The organism is Parapedobacter flavus (assembly GCF_035818675.1).
Lineage (GTDB): Bacteria > Bacteroidota > Bacteroidia > Sphingobacteriales > Sphingobacteriaceae > Parapedobacter > Parapedobacter flavus.
Window position 1 is genome coordinate 651,655 of record NZ_JAYKZZ010000001.1, and the last position, 18,481, is coordinate 670,135.

Sequence of the window (18,481 nt, forward strand, 5' to 3'; positions counted from 1 at the left end):
GATGGAAGCAAAGAAAGTAGTCATACTGGGAGGGTCATCGGGTATTGGAAAGGCAACTGCCCATCGTTTTGCCAAGGAAGGTTATCGTGTGTTGATCGGGTCATCAAACCGGTGTAAAGGCAACGATGTCTGCGCCGCGCTGGCGGGTGAGGGTCACCGAGCGTTTGAAGTTGACGTGAGAAACAGCGAGCATATCAGCGAACTGGCTAAGTGGGTCGAAACCGAGGTGGGCAACTTTGACGTGTTGGTCAATAGCGTAGGCGTTTCGCAGGGTATGCCGGCATTAGAGAGCGAATTCGAAAAATGGGACAATGCCTTGCAAGTGATGCTCTATGGCACGGTGAAGAGTTGTCGTTTGCTTGTACCGCTGCTAAAAGACGGTGGCCGGGTGATCCACATCACTTCCATCCATCGGAACCGGGTGGAAAATGGCAGCTCGGCATACGGGATGGCCAAGGCGGCAATTACGCAATTCACGCGTTCGTTGGCATTGGAGCTGGCGCCACGGGGTATTTTGGCCAATACGGTGGCTCCCGGTTTTATTTGTACGCCCATGTCGATTAAGGCCCATGGCAATGAACTGGAGTCGGATTGGTTTAGGGATAATTATATTAAATATAACCACTTGCCACTAAAACGGCCAGGCTTACCCGAGGAAGTAGGAGGGGTGGTGTGGTTCTTGGCCGGGCCGGATGCGTCATATATGACGGGGTCGGTTGTGACCGTGGATGGAGGGCTGATGATTACGTTTTGATGGCTGCAATAGTGTATTACAACAAGCAAATAGGGTGTTTTTTCCGACTGTCATTTTTGCGGAATTTAGCGGATATAATAACTATTGCTTATAGACCTAACAGAAAGATGCTGCGAGCGATGGTTCGTTAATCAGTAGACATCACAGACAATTAATATAACTGCTATGCGTTTGGTGAAACGGGTGATATATCAGGTTTTCGTTCAATTTTTTCCTATGTGCTTTGTGTCGGCACAAGGCCAGGTTGCTAGTGACGTTGTTAAAAACGAACGGTCGGTAATATTGGATGCCGGACTTCTGAAGCGCGTGTTATCGATAGATGAAACGGGATTGCGCACGGAGGAACTTCGTGTGTCAGGACAGAATTTGCTCTCAGGTCCAGCATCGGAAATATCTTTCCGCATACATCGTGCTGTACCGAACAGAGCCCCCCAAGGGTTACCTGAACTAAAGGACGGTGATCCGGGTTTGATTTCACTAAAGGAGAATTTGGTAGAAACAGACGAGCTGCATGTGCGCAACGACCATGCGGTAAATGAACAGCAAGTAAAATGGAGAGCGGTCACCGCATGTTATGGGTCTGCCTTGGGTAGCGTGTTTAACCATCATGTTATTATCCATTCCCGGCCCAATGAGGGCGTGAACCAACTAAGGGTACGCTATAGTAGCAGCGGGATGGATGATCTCAATGGCTTGGCTGTTGATGTCATTTACGAAATTCATGAGGAATACCCCGCTATCAGGAAGTGGGTGGAGATTACCAATGGAAGTAAGTCGTGGTTGAAGTTTGATAGCTTGATGATTGACGATATATGTTTATCCGCCGATTATCTTCATATCTCCGATTTGACACCTTCTGGCAGGGGAGCCGTATCCAGCATTCGGGCATTTTCCCATAGTAACAAAACCCATGGCGTGCTACAGGTTAGTGAGGTTCCTTCAGCGCTGCGTACCATTTCGGCGCAGGGAAGCATGGGATATAGCTTGGACCATTTTGAATGGGTATTGGGGCCAGCAGAGCAATTTAGCTCTGAACCTGTTTTTACTTACGCTTATGCGGGATTGCCTACTCAAACGATTTCTGCAATATCTACAGCGATGGATAGGGCGGTCGAGACTGACTTCCAGCAGTATTTACAGCAGGTGGTGGGCATAAAGGTATTCGATCCTTCGTTATTCGCTCCCTTATGGTGCAGTTGGTCCAATTACGGACCTTTAATCAACGACGAAAATATGCGGAAGGCGGCGGACATAGCTGCCGACATTGGGATAAAGACACTGTTATTGGATGCAGGGTGGTCTGAGGCAAATAGCCCGAACGCCATCGCACGGTTCAGCGTTGTTCCAGACTCAGCGAACTTCCCCGATTTTAGCGAGACGATGGCTTATATCCGAAATAAAAGATTGAATGCGGGGCTGTGGATCACTTGCTTTCGGCATCCGACACGTTCGGCGGACCTGAAGGCATTGCCAACAGCGTATAGTTATCCCAAAGTGGAACGCGATGGAGCATTGGCAATGAGTTATGCTAGTAAGTGGCGTTTTTATTATGCGTATGATTTGATTGCATTACATGACCGTTACAATGCTACGTATTTCAAGCAGGATTTAACCAATATCAAATTCGGTGACATCGCAATTGGACATGACAGCCGTACACAAAAGGAATCGCTATTGCGAGGGCTACGGGGGCTATTTGAAGCGCAGGACGCGGTTGCTCGCATGGCTCCTGAAGTACATTTAGAATTGACCCATGAAATTTACTGGGGAACGCCAGGGACGCCCTGCGATGTCGCTGCGTTGAAATATGCGCACTATTTTCATGTACCCCCCAACGATTATTCGGGTGCAGGCCACCCGAGGCAACGCGCTGCTGTTCAACATCTGCGGAATACAGACAGCCTTCGCGCGCGTTTAATTGAGGGATGTTGGAACGCGCGCCAACAATTCTTTGCGCACAGGGGGTTACCGTTGCGGTCCATCGAATATTACGGTGCCGCTACGGTGAATTTTGAGAATAGTCTAACACCCGCTATACAACAGCGGCAACTGTGTAGCTGGTTTATGGGCGTGCCCAGTGTGTTCGCTGGGGATTTGGAGTCATTGAGCGAGCTGAACAAAAAGACATATCGGGAGGGGTTTGACCTTCTGGATCGGCTAAACAGACAATATGGTGTCTATACACATTTTCAGTTTAGTGGCGTGCCGGGCCCAACAGACACCGATTGGCACTGGTGGGGGAAACTCAACGAACAGGGATGTGGCGCGGTCGTGGTCCTGAGGGGAAGCGAGGGGCTCGCTAGTCGGCAGATTAATGTGCCTTGGGTACGGCCTGAAGTTAACTATCGGGTGCGTGCATGCTTCACTGATCAGGAAGTTGGCGTATTTTCTGGCGACGAATTAATACGTGGAAAGTTGACATTGTCATTAGAACGCTATGGACAAGAAATCCTTGAGATTAAATCTATCTAAGAAGGCGAGTTATTTTTTAACAATTTGTAATCAATTATATAAATCATGAGAAATATAAGTACGAAAAGCGTTTGTTTTGTGCTGTTCCTGTGTCTGGTGGCCAATATTACGTGGGTATCCGCGCAGGCGGTTCGGGTGACCGGAAGCGTAAAAGACACGACGGGTGTCTTGCCTGGCGTATCGGTTCAAATCAAAGGCACAAGCACTGGCACCCAAACCGACGAGAACGGGAATTATGTCATCGATGTACCAAGTCCATCAGCCGTTTTGATGTATTCAATGGTTGGTTATGTAAGCCAAGAAATCCAGGTAAATCAATTGACAGAAATTGATGTGGTTTTACAGGCCGACCCCAGCGCGTTGGATGAGGTGGTAGTCGTGGGTTTTGGACAGCAGAAGCGAAGCGATATGGTAGGATCAGTGACCTCAGTGAGTGCGAGTGATTTAAAGAAAAACCCCTCAAGCAACTTAACAACTGCCCTTGCCGGCCGGGTGGCGGGTATGATCGCTTACCAGCGTAGTGGCGAACCGGGCCAGGATAATGCTGATTTTTTTATCCGGGGAGTCACTACCTTCGGATACAAGGTTGATCCGTTGATTCTGATCGACAACATGGAAGTAACCACTACCCAATTGGCCCGTCTCCAACCGGATGACATTGCCAGTTTCAGTATTATGAAAGACGCAACCGCGACTGCAGTATACGGAGCCCGTGGGGCCAATGGCGTCATTTTAGTAACCACGAAACAGGGACAGGTCGGCAAGGCCGCTTTGTCCTTCCGGATTGAAAATTCGGTATCTACGCCAACGAGAAATGTGGAATTGGCGGACCCGGTAACGTTCATGAAACAATATAACGAAGCGGTTTATACGCGGACCCCTCTCGGACAAATCAACCCAAATACGGTGCTGTATTCGGATGAGAAAATCATGAATACAGAACTTGGTTTAAATCCGTATGTGTACCCGGCAAATGATTGGCGGAAGATGATGTTTAAGGATTATGCCATGAACCAACGAATGAACCTGAATGTAAGTGGCGGGGGCGGTGTGGCTCGGTATTTCGTTTCCGGCACGTTTAATCGGGATAATGGAGTGCTTAAAGTGAATAATCGCAATAACTTCAACAACAACATCGACTTAAAAAGCTACTCCCTCCGGTCAAATGTAGACATTAGCCTTACGAAAACCACGGATATGGTCGTTAGGCTTAACGGTAGTTTTGATGATTATTCGGGCCCGATACAAGGTGGTGCCGATATGTATCGACGTGTGGTAAGATCGAATCCTGTTCTTTTCCCGGCTTACTTCCCAAAAGACCAGCAGCATCAACGTGTTAATCACATCATGTACGGGAATTACGATACAGGCAATTATCGAAACCCGTATGCGGACATGACACGCGGGTATAAGGATTACGCATCCTCGACGATGGCAGCACAGCTTGAACTCAAGCACGACTTTTCTTATCTGACGGAAGGACTGTCTATCGAGGCGATGTTCAATACCAACCGGTATGCATATTTCGATATGGTACGGGAGTACAATCCTTTTTATTATACGCTTAATGGCTATGACCGCTTTACTGATACTTACGGAATCAGTAACATCAACGAGGCTACCGCTACGGAATACCTTAGCTATGAGCCGGGAGAAAAAACGGTCAATTCTTCATTTTATCTCCAGTCCATATTGAATTACAGCCGGAAATTTAACCAGAAGCACGGCTTAAGCGGTTTATTGGTATTCATGATGCGGGAATATCTCGATGCCAATGCGGAAGAACTCCAACTGTCGCTACCGTTCCGGAATCTAGGTTTGTCTGGCCGGGCAACGTATTCGTTCGACAATAGGTACTTCGCCGAGTTTAACTTTGGTTACAATGGATCTGAACGGTTCCACCAGTCGAGACGATATGGTTTTTTCCCATCCGCTGGTGTTGCTTGGAGTGTATCCAACGAAAAGTTCTTTGCACCCGCAAAGGATGTCATATCCAACTTCAGGTTAAGAGCGACTTATGGAATGGTGGGTAACGATGCAATCGGATCGCCTGAAGATCGGTTTTTCTACCTTTCCAATGTGGATATGGATGATGAAGGTCGTCGTGCTACGTTTGGGCGTGACCAAACATACATCCGGGATGGGGTTTCCGTAGGACGATACGCCAACCAGGATATTACCTGGGAAACCGCATTAAAACAGAATTATGCACTTGAACTGGGTTTATTCGACAAGATAAATCTTCAAGCCGAATACTTCTATGAATATCGTACAAATATCCTGATGACAAGAAGCTATGTGCCTGTCACCATGGGGCTCTCAGCGCCCGTACGGGCCAATGTAGGGGAGGCGTCGTCCAAGGGCATCGACGCGTCTGTAGACTACCAGCAATCTTGGTATAACGGCTGGTGGCTGTCGGCGAGGGGAAACTTTACCTACGCCACGAATAAATACCGACAATTCGAAGAACCGCAGTATAATGAGCCTTACCGTTATCGCGTTGGCAACTCCATCAATCAATGGTACGGTTATATCGCAGAAAAGCTGTTTGTTGATGATTATGAAGCTTATAATTCGCCGGCGCAACCTTTTGGCGAATATCGGGGCGGCGATATCAAGTATTTGGACGTCAATAATGATGGAAAGATCACCGAAGATGATATTGTGCCGATTGGCAATCCGGTGGTTCCGGAGATTGTATACGGGTTTGGGTTTTCAGCGGGGTATAAGGGATTGGATTTCTCGGCATTTTTCCAAGGGCTTGCGAATGAGTCGTTCTGGATTGATGTGAATAGGACGCATCCCTTTGCTGATCAAACCCAGTTGCTGAAAGCTTATGCCGACAGTCATTGGGCCGAAGATAACCAAGATGTATACGCGCTTTGGCCAAGGCTCAGCACCACGATTATTAACAATAATGCCCAAACCAGCACTTGGTTTATGCGGGATGGCGCTTTTTTGCGGCTGAAGCAAGTGGAAGTGGGCTATTCGCTGCCAGCCGGCATACAGAAAAGGCTACGGACCAGTAACTTCCGGATTTTTGTAAATGGAAGTAATCTTTTGACCTTCAGCAAATTCAAGCTGTGGGATGTGGAAATGGCTGGCGACGGGCTGGGGTATCCGGTTCAACGCGTATACAACATCGGATTAAACGTCAATTTTTGACAAACGAAGGTAACCAAAGCAATTTTATGATGAATAGTAAGCAATTTAAATATAGGTGTTTAGCGCTGATTGTAGGCCTGAACACTCTGGTAGCATGCGATAGTTATTTGGATATCGTGCCCGATAATATCGCCACGCTCGATAACGCCTTTACCGTTAGAACGCAGGCAGAGAAGTTTTTGCATACCTGTTATTCCTATATGCCGAAAAACGGTGATTTGGGGTCCGACCCCGCCATGCTGGGTGGTGACGAAATCTGGCGCATCAATGAGCGGGGGGGATCGATGTTTGAAATTGCGCGTGGATTGATGAATATCGTGAATCCTTATGGCGACAATTGGCAGCTGATGTACCGTGCGCTTAGAGACTGCAATATATTCCTTGAGAACATCGAAAACGTAACCGACATGGAGGCTCCCGAGCGAGCCCGGTGGGCAAGCGAGGTGAAGTTCCTTAAGGCCTATTATCATTTCTCTTTAGTAAGAAGGTACGGTCCCATTCCCCTTATTAAAGAAAATCTTCCCATATGGGCTGATCCCGATGAGGTAAAGGTAATGCGTGATCCGGTTGATTCATGCTTCAATTATATCGTGGCGCTGATTGATGAGTCGTTGGAATACTTACCGACCGAGATCGCTGATCCCATGGATGAACTGGGCCGGGTAACTGCAGCCATCGCGCTCAGTATGAAAGCCAAAGTACTGGTTACGGCAGCTAGCCCCCTATTTAATGGCAACCCGGATCAAGTGGCCTTGAAAAATCCGGATGGCCAATCCTTGTTTAACCCTGAATATGATGTTAGCAAATGGGCACGGGCGGCAGAAGCATGTAAAGAGGCGATAGAAGCCTGCCATGACGCCGGTTTTAGCTTATATCATTTTGAACCGGAATTTGGACAGTATGCACTGACGGATACGATTATGACTCAGATGAGTATACGAAACAGCCTCAATGAAAAATGGAACAGCGAGATCATTTGGGCTAATACACAAACCAAATCGACTAGTATTCAAGTATTGGCTACTACGCATATTGATCCGCAATATAGAGACAACTGGCCGTTACGGGGGGAGCTTTCTCCCCCGATGAAGCTGGCTGAACTGTTTTATTCGCAGCACGGCGTGCCTATTGAAGAAGATAAAACCTGGGATTACAGCGCGAGGTTCAGTCTTCGTGAGGCGACGGAACAGGATGAATTATACGTTCGGAAGAATTTCGTTACCGCCGGTCTGCATTTTGATCGCGAACCTAGGTTCTATGCCAACTTGGGATTCGACGGCGGTGTGTGGTATGGGCAAGGTCGGTACGACGATAAGCAACCGGACGAGCTGTTTTACCTGGAAGCAATGGGTGGACAGCGAAATGGCAGCAACCTGGCGGACCGGGGGACCATAACCGGCTACTTCATAAAGAAATATATCCACTACCAAAATGTTATCGGTGGGGGCACGAGCTACTCGGTGACCTCATATCCTTGGCCAATCATCCGCTTGGCCGATGTGTACCTGCTATACGCAGAAGCGTTAAATGAATCCGCTGGCCCCTCCGATGAAGCTTTTAAATACTTGGATCTGGTTCGGGAACGCGCCGGACTGAATGGCGTGGAGGAGTCTTGGGCCGAATATTCGACGCGGCCCGAGAAGCCGAATGAGCAAGCGGGACTGCGGCAGATCATTCGACAAGAACGGCTTATCGAGCTGGCTTTTGAAGGACACCGATTTTGGGATATACGTCGGTGGAAAGAAGCGACCAATATATTGAATCAACCCATCGTTGGCTGGGACTTGAAGCAGCAGGTCGCCAGCGCATACTATCGGCCAAAGGTGGTATACAATCAAACATTCGGCACAAAAGATTATTTCTGGCCCATAAAAGATGAGTATATCATCGTGAATCGAAATCTGGTACAAAACATAGGATGGTAATAGATATGCTATCCGTTAAAATAAATGTTATGAATATAAAGAACATCATCCTCATCGTATTCACAGGAATAGTGATTGGGCTTGTGGGTTGTTCCGAAGCGGAACGCTTGGACCACCTCGATTCCGATAAGCCTGCTCCGGAACCGGTGACAGGTCTTGAGATTACCGCCACCCCCGGAGGAGCGGTAATTACCTACGAACTTCCCGACGACCCCAACCTTTCTTACGTAAAAGCAGTTTACGAAATCCAACCCGGCGTAATCCGAGAAACCAAAGCGTCGAGGTATTACGACACGTTGCGGGTAGAAGGTTTTGGCAGTACCGGCACTTACCCGATTAAGATTTTCAGTGTCGGCAAAAATGAAAAATCATCCGAACCGGTTGAAGTGTCCGTAAACCCGCTAACGCCGCCTGTGTTATCCGTTTTTAGTTCAATCGACCTGGACGCAACATTCGGAGGAGTCAAAGTTTCTTTCGAGAACGCTAGTAAAGCCAACCTGGCTGTCGTGGTCATGGTTGATTCGAGCGGCCAGAATACATGGGCTCCGGTAACCACTTTTTTCACCAGCAGTGCGAAAGCTACGTATTCCGCGAGGGGGCTTGATGATCAGGAGAGCAGGATCGGATTATTTGTCCGCGACCGGTGGGGCAATAGGTCGGATACACTGGTGAAATTGCTCACCCCATTATACGAAGAATTTATACCGAAAGACAATTTTAAACTGGTTAAATTACCTTCGGATACCTGGCAAAACACGTTCAATTACAATATCGAAAAGATATGGGATGGCGTTACCAACAACTCCGAAAATGTCTGGATTGTTTCCGCATCCTTCGCAGTGCCGCAATGGTTTACCCTAGACTTGGGTGTCCCGGCTACGTTCAGCCGGATGAAAGTCTATCAACGGGCGAATTATCCCTACATCGCGCCGATGATCAAGGCTTTTGAGATTTACGGAAGCAATGAACCCGATGCGGATGGTGGATGGGACAACTGGGAGCTCTTGGGATCCTTTACCTCTGTCAAGCCGTCAGGCTTGCCATTCGGATCGACCACCATAGAAGATGTCGAATATGCTGTTATAAATGGCGAAGATTTTGACTTCGATGGGACGATGGCGACCCCCGTCAGGTATATTCGGTTTAAAACGTTGGAAACCTGGGCTCCGGGGGGCGGGGTGCAGACTTCAGAGATTTCGTTTTGGGGGCAGATGAATTAAGGTATTTTGATTAAATCGGAGAAATCATGAATAATAAGCTATTACTATTTTGGATATTGGTATGTTGCGTGCTAGTGGGTGCTTGTAAGAAGATGGACCGTACCTACGAAGAACACGTAGAAGAGGGTGGCCGGATTTACCCGGAAAGACCAACAAATGTGACGGTGAGCAGTGGCCTGAAGCGAGTGAAAATCAGCTGGCCGAAAGGCCCGGATCCGAGCGTCGTTAGTGCGCGTGTTTTTTGGAATGTATTTTCGGATTCCACGGAGGTTCCCGTGGAATCCACTATGGACACGGTTAGCTGCACGATCGATGATCTTCCAGAAGGCGATTATTCTTTTGTTATTGTCACTTATGATAAAGCAGGAAATCATTCGGTACCTTTGGAGGTGTTTGGGAATACGTATGGTGAAAAGTATCAGGCCCAGCTGTTGGATAGACCAGTTTTAACCTCACAGCAAAAAAAGAATGGAGAAATGTTTATCGTTTGGGGCATAGCTGATACCGCAGGAGGGGCTTTCGCAACTGACATTAAGTATGTGGATCTCAGTGGAGATACCGTGCGTCGGCAGATTGGTGTTGTGGCAGACACTACTTTTTTTCAGGATTATTTAACGGGAACCTCTTATTTTTACCGGACGCTTTTCCTGCCTGATTCTAATGCAATGGATACTTTTCACACGGTTTATTCCGAGCAACAGGTTGAAGAATATGTGCCGCCGGCGATGATCGATATAAGCAGCCGCTATCTCAAGAATTTCACGGCGCCGTTCCAAAGCGAGACATACGACGGTGCGCGATGGGGTACATTGAAAGATTGGGTCACCAATGATGCGATGCGCAATCAGGGTCCTGCTGGTAATAAGATTTACGGCGGATATGATAACATCAACAACGCCGGGTCGTTCGGCCTGCAGAAATGGGGAAATGGTGACCCCGCGATTGTGAATGGCAAGATTTATCAGACGGTTACATTGCCGGCGGGCGATTATGAAGTAACGTGGACCACTGAAGGCAACTCGGCCGCTGTAAATCGTGGTACCGCAGAGCGGTATCTGGTGGTAGCTAAAGGCAGCGATCTTCCGGATGTTGCTGACTTGGATGATGCGTTAGGTAAGGTGTCGTTTGTGACCGGCGTAGACCGATTCAATGTTAAAGTTAATTTTACCTTAGAAGAAGCTACCGAAGTGTCCATTGGCGTTTTGGTTAACTTTACTAGCGGCCAACAAGCGGTAAGAGCGGGCGCACTCTACTTATGGGGGCTTGGTTTATAAAGGGTACATGCAATAATGATAGGCAATTTGGAGAAAATGAAGTCGAGTTTGATAGCAATCGCGTTTTTGGTAATCAGTTACGCTGTATCTGCGCAGGTTACCTGGGATGGCAAATCACTTGCCATTGAGAACGACGTGATGAAACAGGTAATCTCATTCGAAGACGGCAAAGTGATGCCTACATCGATATGGGACAAACAGTTGGGGAAGGAGTTGCTTGCGCCGTCGCCACGCGTTCCTTGGTTCGAATTTGTAATCAATGAGCAGTTGGTCCATGCATTACAGCCGGTATGGAAATATAAAGGCCACGAGACAGTAGCGCTGGGCAATGGCGGAACGGAAGTGGTTATGCGGTTGGCGGGCCAACGGCATTTGAAAGGCTTGATCGTAGAGGTGCGAAAACAATATTTCCCAGCTTCTTCGTTAACGCGTGAAATGCTTAGCTTGAAGGCGGACGGAAAGCACCGGTTTAGCTTGAATAAACTTGATGACAGACTTCATTTTGTCTTTCCGCAATATGCTTTTGCGAATTCAAATGCTGCGACTAATCTTAAAGAGACGCGCATAGCAACCTATGCGCAGGAGGTGTTGCCCGGATTGAATTCCTCTGCTACATGGGATCAACGGCATCGCGTAAATAATTTAGCGTATTGCCACATGTTTGCGCCAGATTCTCTTTTCTTTTCGCTCAGCCCAGGAGACACGGCAAACGTCAAGGGGCCGTTCCAAACGATACAGATGGAGGGGTACACCCTTTTTAGCACGTACGAACATGCATCGCAGGACAGCCGCAAAGGTTTTGAAGCGATGTACCAACCGGCGGATAACGGGCAGTTCGCCAACGACGGGGCTCAGGGTGTCGTCGGCGATACCGACTTGGATAATACCGACGAGAGCTTATGGTTCATCGCCATAGAAACCAGAAAGCTGACTGATCACTTGACAATCGGTACGAAAATTCGGAGAGGTGGATACTTGGATGGCGAACGGGTTGATGCTGGCCACCCTTATGAAACGGCGTGGATGGCGTTGGCCTTTTATGAAAAGGAACAGGATACGCGAGCCATTGTGCATCGGTACATTATGGAACAGATAACAGACCATAAGCCATCGCGAGACCTGCATTTCTATTATAATACGTGGGGTATGCAGCGCGCCTCTGGAGATGTGCGAAGTATCTATACCGAGGAGCGTATCAAGGAAGAAATCGGGTATGCGGCAGCGTTGGGTGCTGAACTGTTTGTGCTGGACGATGGGTGGGAGGTAACCCAAGGGGTATGGAAGCCAAATCAACGCCTACCCGAAGGTATTGCGCCCTTGATAGCAGAAATCAAAAAACAAGGCATGATCCCCGGAATCTGGCTTTCGCCAATGGGCATAGATGCCACAGCCGACCGATATAAAGAAAATCCCGAATGGATAATCTTGGATAAGCATGGACAGCCCGTAAAAGGTCAATGGAATCATCCGGTGTTTGATTTTGTGGGCGGTTTCTACGATGTTTTTGTGAATGACTGCAAATGGTTAATCGATCAGGGTGTCCGCTATTTCAAATGGGATGCCATCAATTCTTTCCCCAGTTCCCTTGCGGGGCTACATCATGGCGATAGCACACACCGTGCACAAGCTCGCAAGGATCGGTATGACTACCTGCTCCCTTTCTATGTGACGCGGGCGATGCGTGAGCTGCGGGAATATCATCCCGATGTGGTGGTGGAAATTGATGTGACAGAACCACAGCGATGCATGGTAGGTTTGATGCCATTGCAGGAAGGTAAGTTTTTTTGGATGAATAACGGTGCGTCTGGCTACGGTGACTATAGCACCTACCGAGCCAAGTCGATGAGAAGCATCACGAATCGGTTTGCAGGTGTACTACCGAGTCAAGTATTCACGTTTGCTGTCTATCCGCACAATGCCGCACCGTTTTATGCCCAACGGTATAATATCAACACTACGCTTACCGGTGGAAGAGGATTTTGGGGAAACCTTAAACAAATGAACGAGCAACAACGCGGTGGAGTCAACTCAATGGTTGCTAAGAGCAAAAGGGTACTTCCGCATATCGCCGACCTGCCGGTTGAGGTTCAGGGACGTGTGGGTGGATCGCCTGAGTTGTATACATATATCAACAAAGAAACGGCATACGGCCAAGTGGTTGGTTTCAGTGGAGCTGCCCTATCATATACACACCAAGTTCGTGTAAATGACTCCCAGTTTTTGGGTGTGCTCAACCATGCATACTCGTTTTCCGACGGTGTACTCAGCGTTCCGTTTCAGTTCACTATGCCGGATGACACACGCGAAGCATTCATTTTAGGTAACGATGGGAAAGGAGTATCGGTTGTGTCATCCACAGGATGGATTTACGATATGGTTTTGGAAAACAATACGCTGACCATACACCTGGGTGCCGCATCCGATTTAATCCTTAAGTCGAAAGCAAAGGTGACTGCGGTATCCGTTGATGATCGGGAAATAACCGTTCCACAACTATCGGACGAGGGTTTGATGCGCTGTTCGGGAGCACGGGGACAAATTATTAAAGTTACCTGGGAATGAAAGAAACTTTGTTTTTTCAGATGAAGCATCAAATGCGGATTTTCGCGGTTGCCATGACTTTTTTACCTGTTTTGGTTTCATTAGGCCAGACTGATGGACAACGAGATGCGTTGCCGCACGTGGAGGTTTGGGAGCGGGTCGACCTGGAGCTGTTCAGTACGGAGGGTTATGCAAATCCGTTTCTGGATGTTACCGTTGACGCGGTGTTCACCCATGAATCGGGCGCGGTGGTTACGCTGCCGGGCTTCTGGGACGGGGGCGACCGGTGGGTAGTCCGTTTTTCTCCTAATAAGACCGGCAAATGGAAATATGAGATTACAGCGAGCGACGATAGCAATAATGGCTTGCATAAGGCAGGTGAACTGATGGGGGTTGGTAATAACGGAAACACCGAATTGGACCGCCGGGGCTTTGTACGTATTGCTGATAATGGACGCATGTTCAGCTATGCCGATGGGCACCCATTCTTTTGGCTGGGAGACACCCATTGGCAAGCACCGGATTACGAACGGCTGGAGGAGTGCAATGCGCCCGGCTGTGACGGGGCCTGTGGGAATAGCCAGTTCAAGCACTTGGTAAACAACCGTATTGCTAAAGGGTTCACCATCTATCAAACCTACCCCGATGCCGCAGAGAATGATGGCGGTGGTAATCCTCGGCGTTACAACTGGTGGGAAGACCGCACCAAATTGCTTAACGAGCCTGACGCGATCCGGATCAATCCTGCAGCATTCCGGGAAAACTTCGATGTGATGATGGATTACCTCGCCGATCAGGGTATGACGATTGCGTTGGGTTTCGGTGTGCACCAGCAAAATGCTGATGCCATGCACGAAAGGACACTGTTGCATTGGGCCAGGTACCTGGTAGCACGATATGCCGCGTACCCTGTGATTTGGATTACGGCCCAGGAAGTCAATGCGGTGCCCGATAATGGCGCCTATGATAAATGGAAGAAAGTGGCACAGCTCATCAGCCGGTTTGATGGTTACCATCGACCGCTTTCCATGCATACCGATCGAGACTACCCGGGTAAGTACCCTAGCTTCAATGAAATGAAGGACTTGGAGTGGCATCAGTTTTGGGCTACGCAGGGTGGGCACCTTAAAGATAACTCTGCCGAAAACCAGACTCAAGCTTATTATAAAAAATACTGGAATGCTAGTCCGCGAAAACCCTACATCGAGACCGAGGCCAACTACGAGCAACTGCATTGGCCGGAACCGATATCTGCGGACCGGGTGCGGGAGACTGCATGGCGCGCGACGCAGTCGGGCAGCTACGGATACACCTACGGTGCTTCGGGAATCTGGGCGATGAACTGGGAATCGGGTGATGGCCAGGGGTGGGAGACCTGGTCAAAGCTGAGCTGGTACGAGGCCATGGACCTGCCCGGTTCGTTCCAGATGACCTATCTTAAGGACTTCTATCAGTCGTTGGATTTCCACAAGTTGGTGCCCCGGTTTGATGATACCCAATATGTAACGGGTATGGATCAGAACAAACATTACCTTTCATCGGATGCGGACAAGACCTTTGTTCTTTATAGCAGGGCGGATGCCCCGTTATCAGGCGTATTGAAAAACCTACGTGCCGGGGCAACCTATACAGCCTTGTGGTACAACCCGCGGGACGGAACTTATTATAATGCGGCTGATGCGATCGTTTCGCCGAACCGGAAGGGGGAGTATGTGCTGCCCGAGAAGCCGGACGGAAACGATTGGGTATACCTGTTGAGGCTGAAAGGTGGTGAATGATAGCTATTTTTGATAACACTTAAATAAAGATACAAATGAAGAATAAATGGAGTAAGCTGTCGGCGATATCCGTAGGGTTGTTGATGGCATGCGGTGGGCCGCAAGAACAAAAGCAAGCGCAGCGCGATGAGCTGGTCGTGGCGGCCTATTATTTTCCCAATTACCATACAGGAGACGCGCGGCATGCCCAAAACCCCGAAAAAGGACCCGACTGGTCCGAATGGGAGTTGGTGAAAACAGCAACGCCGCGGTTTGAGGATCATCGACAGCCCTTGGTGCCCGAGTGGGGGTACCTTGACGAGAAAGACCCAGCGGTGATGGCTAAAAAGATACAGGCGGCGGTCGACCATGGCGTAAACTGCTTTATCTTTGATTGGTACATGTACGAAGATGGACCATTTCTTGAAAAAGCCCTTGATGAAGGGTTTTTAAAAGCGTCAAATGCAGATGAAATCAATTTCGCGCTCATGTGGGCCAATCACGACTGGATGGACATCCATCCGTATACATACGGAGAAGAGCATAAGGTGTTGTACCCTGGCAAAGTATCGCCGGTGCGGTTTGAAGAAATAGGCGACCACCTGATTGCGCGCTACTTCCAACAGCCCAATTACCTGAAGATTGACGGAAAGCCTTATTTTTCCGTGTATGACGTGCAGCGCTTTATCGAAGGGTTTGGAACTATGGAGGCGGCAAAGGCAGCTATGGATCGCTTGCGGGAGAAGGCTATTGCAGCCGGGCTTGAAGGTATCCACTGGAATCTCGTAGCCTGGGGCGCTCCAATCCTTCCCGGAGAAGAGGTGCCTGTGAATACGCCGGGATTAATCCGCGAGCTCGGCTTTGATTCGGCAACATCATACGTATGGATACACCATGTCGAACTGCCGGAAGTACAGACCGACTACAATGTGGTTCGCGACGCGTATTTTGCACATTGGGAGCGTGTAGAAGAAGAATATGGCGTGCCGTATTACCCGAATGTGACGATGGGTTGGGATGCCACGGCGCGGTGCGACGTGAATGTGCCTTGGCAGACGGACGAATACCCGTATATGAATACGATCGGGAACAATACGCCCGAGAATTTCAAGGCGGCATTGCAGCTGACAAAAGATCGGTTGCTGTCGGATCCTGACGGTCCGCGTATGCTCAACATCAACTGCTGGAACGAGTGGACAGAGGGTAGCTACCTGGAGCCTGATACCGTGAACGATATGGCATATTTAGAGGCTGTGAAGGCCGTTTTTCAATAAAAAATAAAGATGGTTCGATTCGTAAAAAATAGTCGGGTGAGATACTTGTTGTTGGTTGTTGCCGGTTTGATATGCTCCCATGCTTTGTTCGCTAGGGTGAACGGAGGGCGTATCCCGGCTTTGGTAGCGGGCGATACGATACGTATATTGTTGGTAGGCAACAGTTTTTCGAACAATGCAACCACCTATCTGCGGGAAATCGCCCAGTCTGATGGAAAGGTGGTGATCCTCGGGCGGGCCGAGCGACCCGGATGGTCATTGCAGCTTCATTGGCACGATGTTGAAAAGTCAGAAGCAGATCGTGCGCATAAACCGTACGGAGGTAAGTCGCTAAAGGAACTGCTTGTTGGACAGCCATGGGATGTCGTAACTCTCCAGCAGAATTCAATGAATTCGTCCGATCTGGATACCTATAAACCGTATGCTCGCAACCTATATCATTACATCCGCGAGCATCAGCCCCGAGCGGAAGTAATCTTACATCAAACGTGGGCTTACCGTTCCGATGCCAAGCAGTTTGGCAGCATTGGGGAGGGAGAACATACGACCTCCGAGAAAGCGATGTGGCAAAAGTCGCGTGCAGCATATCGCACGATTGCTGCCGAATTAGGTATCCGCCGTTTCCCGGTAGGTGACGCATTTTGGCTGGCCGGCCGAAATAAAAAGTATGGCTACAAAAGGGATATTGCATTCCATTATGAAAACCCGGTTTACCCGGCATTGCCTAATCAACGATATGCACTGCATGTGGGTTATTATTGGGGTGAAGGCAACCAGTTCTCCTTTGATCCCAACCATGCTAACGAAAATGGCTGTTACCTAGGGTCTTTGGTGTGGTACGGGGTTCTGACAGGTGAAAGCGTCCGGCACATCACATTCAAACCGGAAAATATGGACGAAGACTATGCCGCTTATTTGCGGAAGGTAGCCGCTAAGGCGGTTAAGAAATCAAAAATTAATTGATTTTCAAGTAAGGCAGACCCATTAAAACTCTGAGAATGCATCATTGATTGCGTACGCATTCAATCCGCTTGATTGTCCATCTCCAGAGAATAGTCGGTGCCTTGGAAGGATTTTCGGTATTCTTTCGGACTTTGGCCAGTTATTTCTCTGAACTGTCTATTGAAGTATGATAGGTTTTTGAAGCCGCTTTCGTAACAGATTCGCAAAATATCCCACTCTTCAGTAAGCAGTAAGTTAGTTGCATGCGTGATACGGACATTATTGACAAACTGCGAAAACGTCTGTTCCATGCGTCGTCTGAAGTAGCGGCAGAAGGCGGCATCGTTGAGGTGTATGAGGCCGGCTGCGGTCTTGCTATCCAGTTCCTCTTGGAAATTTTCGATGACGTATTTGAGCACAGGTTCCAGTCGAGCTGAGTCTTTATTGGTGAGTTTCATCGCGGATTGCGTCTCATTGAGCACCTTTACAGCCGTTTGTGGTAATCGGGATACCTCGTTGAGTAATTGTAAGAAGGTGATGAGTTCATCCATGCCCTGTTGTTGGGTGACGTTTGTAAACAAATCATGGATGGATCGTGGCAGATGCTGTATCTGTAAACCGAAGGCCGACTTGTCCAACATATCCTTGACTTTGATATAGGCTGTATTATCAAAGAAACCGTCACCAAGAAAATCCCCTTTAAAGAAAATCGCGACGGCATGTGCTTTTTCTCCCTGTTCGATAAATGCCTTTTCGTTATAGAAGCAGTGGCCGAAACCGGGGCCGAAAAGATAGATATCGCCCGCTTGAAAGGTCATGATATTTTTACCTGCATAGAGTTTACCATAGCTTTTTTTGATCCAGATGAGTTCATACAAATCATGGAAATGAAAAGGCGATGTAAAGTAGGTTTGCACATACTCTTTGACTAAAAAGCCTAAACCGGCGGGGTGAGACTGATGTTCAAAAATGACTTTCATCTATTTAAATCTGTAGTCGCTAATCGGGTTACTCGTATCCATTTGCATTGCATAATTAACCATTAAGTCGCAGATTTACAAATACGCCTTTATTTTTCATGTATATGTAAATATTGTATTGTTAATAGCAAAAGGGGTGGTGTCAGACACTCCCGATACGGGATACTTTTGCTTTAT

At 48.4% G+C, this 18,481-nt stretch carries 11 protein-coding genes; 10 read left to right on the forward strand and 1 reads right to left on the reverse strand.

Features of this window, described 5'->3' with window-relative positions:
- Position 1 precedes the first annotated feature (1 nt).
- The 10 genes from U9S71_RS02645 to U9S71_RS02690 all read left to right on the forward strand — a co-directional run bounded on the left by U9S71_RS02645 (position 2) and on the right by U9S71_RS02690 (position 17,345).
- On the forward strand, positions 2-754 hold the full coding sequence (locus U9S71_RS02645) for an SDR family NAD(P)-dependent oxidoreductase (RefSeq protein WP_326325029.1): 753 nt from the start codon (positions 2-4) through the stop codon (positions 752-754).
- A gap of 282 nt (positions 755-1,036) precedes the next feature.
- A complete protein-coding gene (locus U9S71_RS02650) occupies positions 1,037-3,226 on the forward strand; it encodes an alpha-galactosidase (protein WP_326325031.1) in 2,190 nt (729 codons plus the stop codon).
- A gap of 45 nt (positions 3,227-3,271) precedes the next feature.
- The gene (locus U9S71_RS02655; RefSeq protein WP_326325032.1) at positions 3,272-6,391 is read left to right on the forward strand and encodes a SusC/RagA family TonB-linked outer membrane protein; all 3,120 of its coding nucleotides are present in this window, start codon (positions 3,272-3,274) and stop codon (positions 6,389-6,391) included.
- 26 nt (positions 6,392-6,417) lie between these two features.
- Positions 6,418-8,316 (forward strand): RagB/SusD family nutrient uptake outer membrane protein, encoded by a 1,899-nt coding sequence (locus U9S71_RS02660; protein WP_326325033.1) that lies wholly within the window; start codon positions 6,418-6,420, stop codon positions 8,314-8,316.
- 29 nt (positions 8,317-8,345) lie between these two features.
- A complete protein-coding gene (locus tag U9S71_RS02665) occupies positions 8,346-9,536 on the forward strand; it encodes a DUF5000 domain-containing lipoprotein (RefSeq protein ID WP_326325034.1) in 1,191 nt (396 codons plus the stop codon).
- A gap of 26 nt (positions 9,537-9,562) precedes the next feature.
- The gene (locus U9S71_RS02670) at positions 9,563-10,810 is read left to right on the forward strand and encodes a DUF4998 domain-containing protein (protein ID WP_326325036.1); all 1,248 of its coding nucleotides are present in this window, start codon (positions 9,563-9,565) and stop codon (positions 10,808-10,810) included.
- 36 nt (positions 10,811-10,846) lie between these two features.
- On the forward strand, positions 10,847-13,372 hold the full coding sequence (locus U9S71_RS02675; RefSeq protein ID WP_326325038.1) for an alpha-galactosidase: 2,526 nt from the start codon (positions 10,847-10,849) through the stop codon (positions 13,370-13,372).
- A 20-nt stretch (positions 13,373-13,392) separates the two neighbouring features.
- Positions 13,393-15,129 carry a glycoside hydrolase family 140 protein gene (locus U9S71_RS02680; protein ID WP_326325040.1) on the forward strand — a complete coding sequence of 579 codons (1,737 nt, stop codon included), beginning with the start codon at positions 13,393-13,395 and terminating at the stop codon, positions 15,127-15,129.
- A gap of 35 nt (positions 15,130-15,164) precedes the next feature.
- Entirely contained in the window at positions 15,165-16,382 is a 1,218-nt protein-coding gene (locus tag U9S71_RS02685) for a glycosyltransferase WbsX family protein (protein WP_326325041.1), read from the forward strand.
- Between the two features lie 36 nt (positions 16,383-16,418).
- Positions 16,419-17,345 carry a DUF4886 domain-containing protein gene (locus tag U9S71_RS02690; RefSeq protein WP_326325042.1) on the forward strand — a complete coding sequence of 309 codons (927 nt, stop codon included), beginning with the start codon at positions 16,419-16,421 and terminating at the stop codon, positions 17,343-17,345.
- Between the two features lie 59 nt (positions 17,346-17,404).
- Here U9S71_RS02690 and U9S71_RS02695 read toward each other — a convergent pair whose 3' ends face one another.
- Positions 17,405-18,304: a helix-turn-helix domain-containing protein gene (locus U9S71_RS02695; protein ID WP_326325043.1), complete on the reverse strand. Its 900-nt coding sequence runs from the start codon at positions 18,302-18,304 to the stop codon at positions 17,405-17,407.
- Positions 18,305-18,481: the final 177 nt, after the last annotated feature.

What these genes read in the sequence shown, in the direction of transcription:
- U9S71_RS02655 (WP_326325032.1), top strand. Translation starts at nt 3,272, where the DNA reads ATGAGAAATATAAGTACGAAAAGCGTTTGTTTTGTGCTGTTCCTGTGT.
- U9S71_RS02670 (WP_326325036.1), top strand. Translation starts at nt 9,563, where the DNA reads ATGAATAATAAGCTATTACTATTTTGGATATTGGTATGTTGCGTGCTA.
- U9S71_RS02645 (WP_326325029.1), top strand. Translation starts at nt 2, where the DNA reads ATGGAAGCAAAGAAAGTAGTCATACTGGGAGGGTCATCGGGTATTGGA.
- U9S71_RS02675 (WP_326325038.1), top strand. Translation starts at nt 10,847, where the DNA reads ATGAAGTCGAGTTTGATAGCAATCGCGTTTTTGGTAATCAGTTACGCT.
- U9S71_RS02695 (WP_326325043.1), bottom strand. Translation starts at nt 18,304, where the DNA reads ATGAAAGTCATTTTTGAACATCAGTCTCACCCCGCCGGTTTAGGCTTT.
- U9S71_RS02680 (WP_326325040.1), top strand. Translation starts at nt 13,393, where the DNA reads ATGAAGCATCAAATGCGGATTTTCGCGGTTGCCATGACTTTTTTACCT.
- U9S71_RS02660 (WP_326325033.1), top strand. Translation starts at nt 6,418, where the DNA reads ATGATGAATAGTAAGCAATTTAAATATAGGTGTTTAGCGCTGATTGTA.
- U9S71_RS02665 (WP_326325034.1), top strand. Translation starts at nt 8,346, where the DNA reads ATGAATATAAAGAACATCATCCTCATCGTATTCACAGGAATAGTGATT.
- U9S71_RS02685 (WP_326325041.1), top strand. Translation starts at nt 15,165, where the DNA reads ATGAAGAATAAATGGAGTAAGCTGTCGGCGATATCCGTAGGGTTGTTG.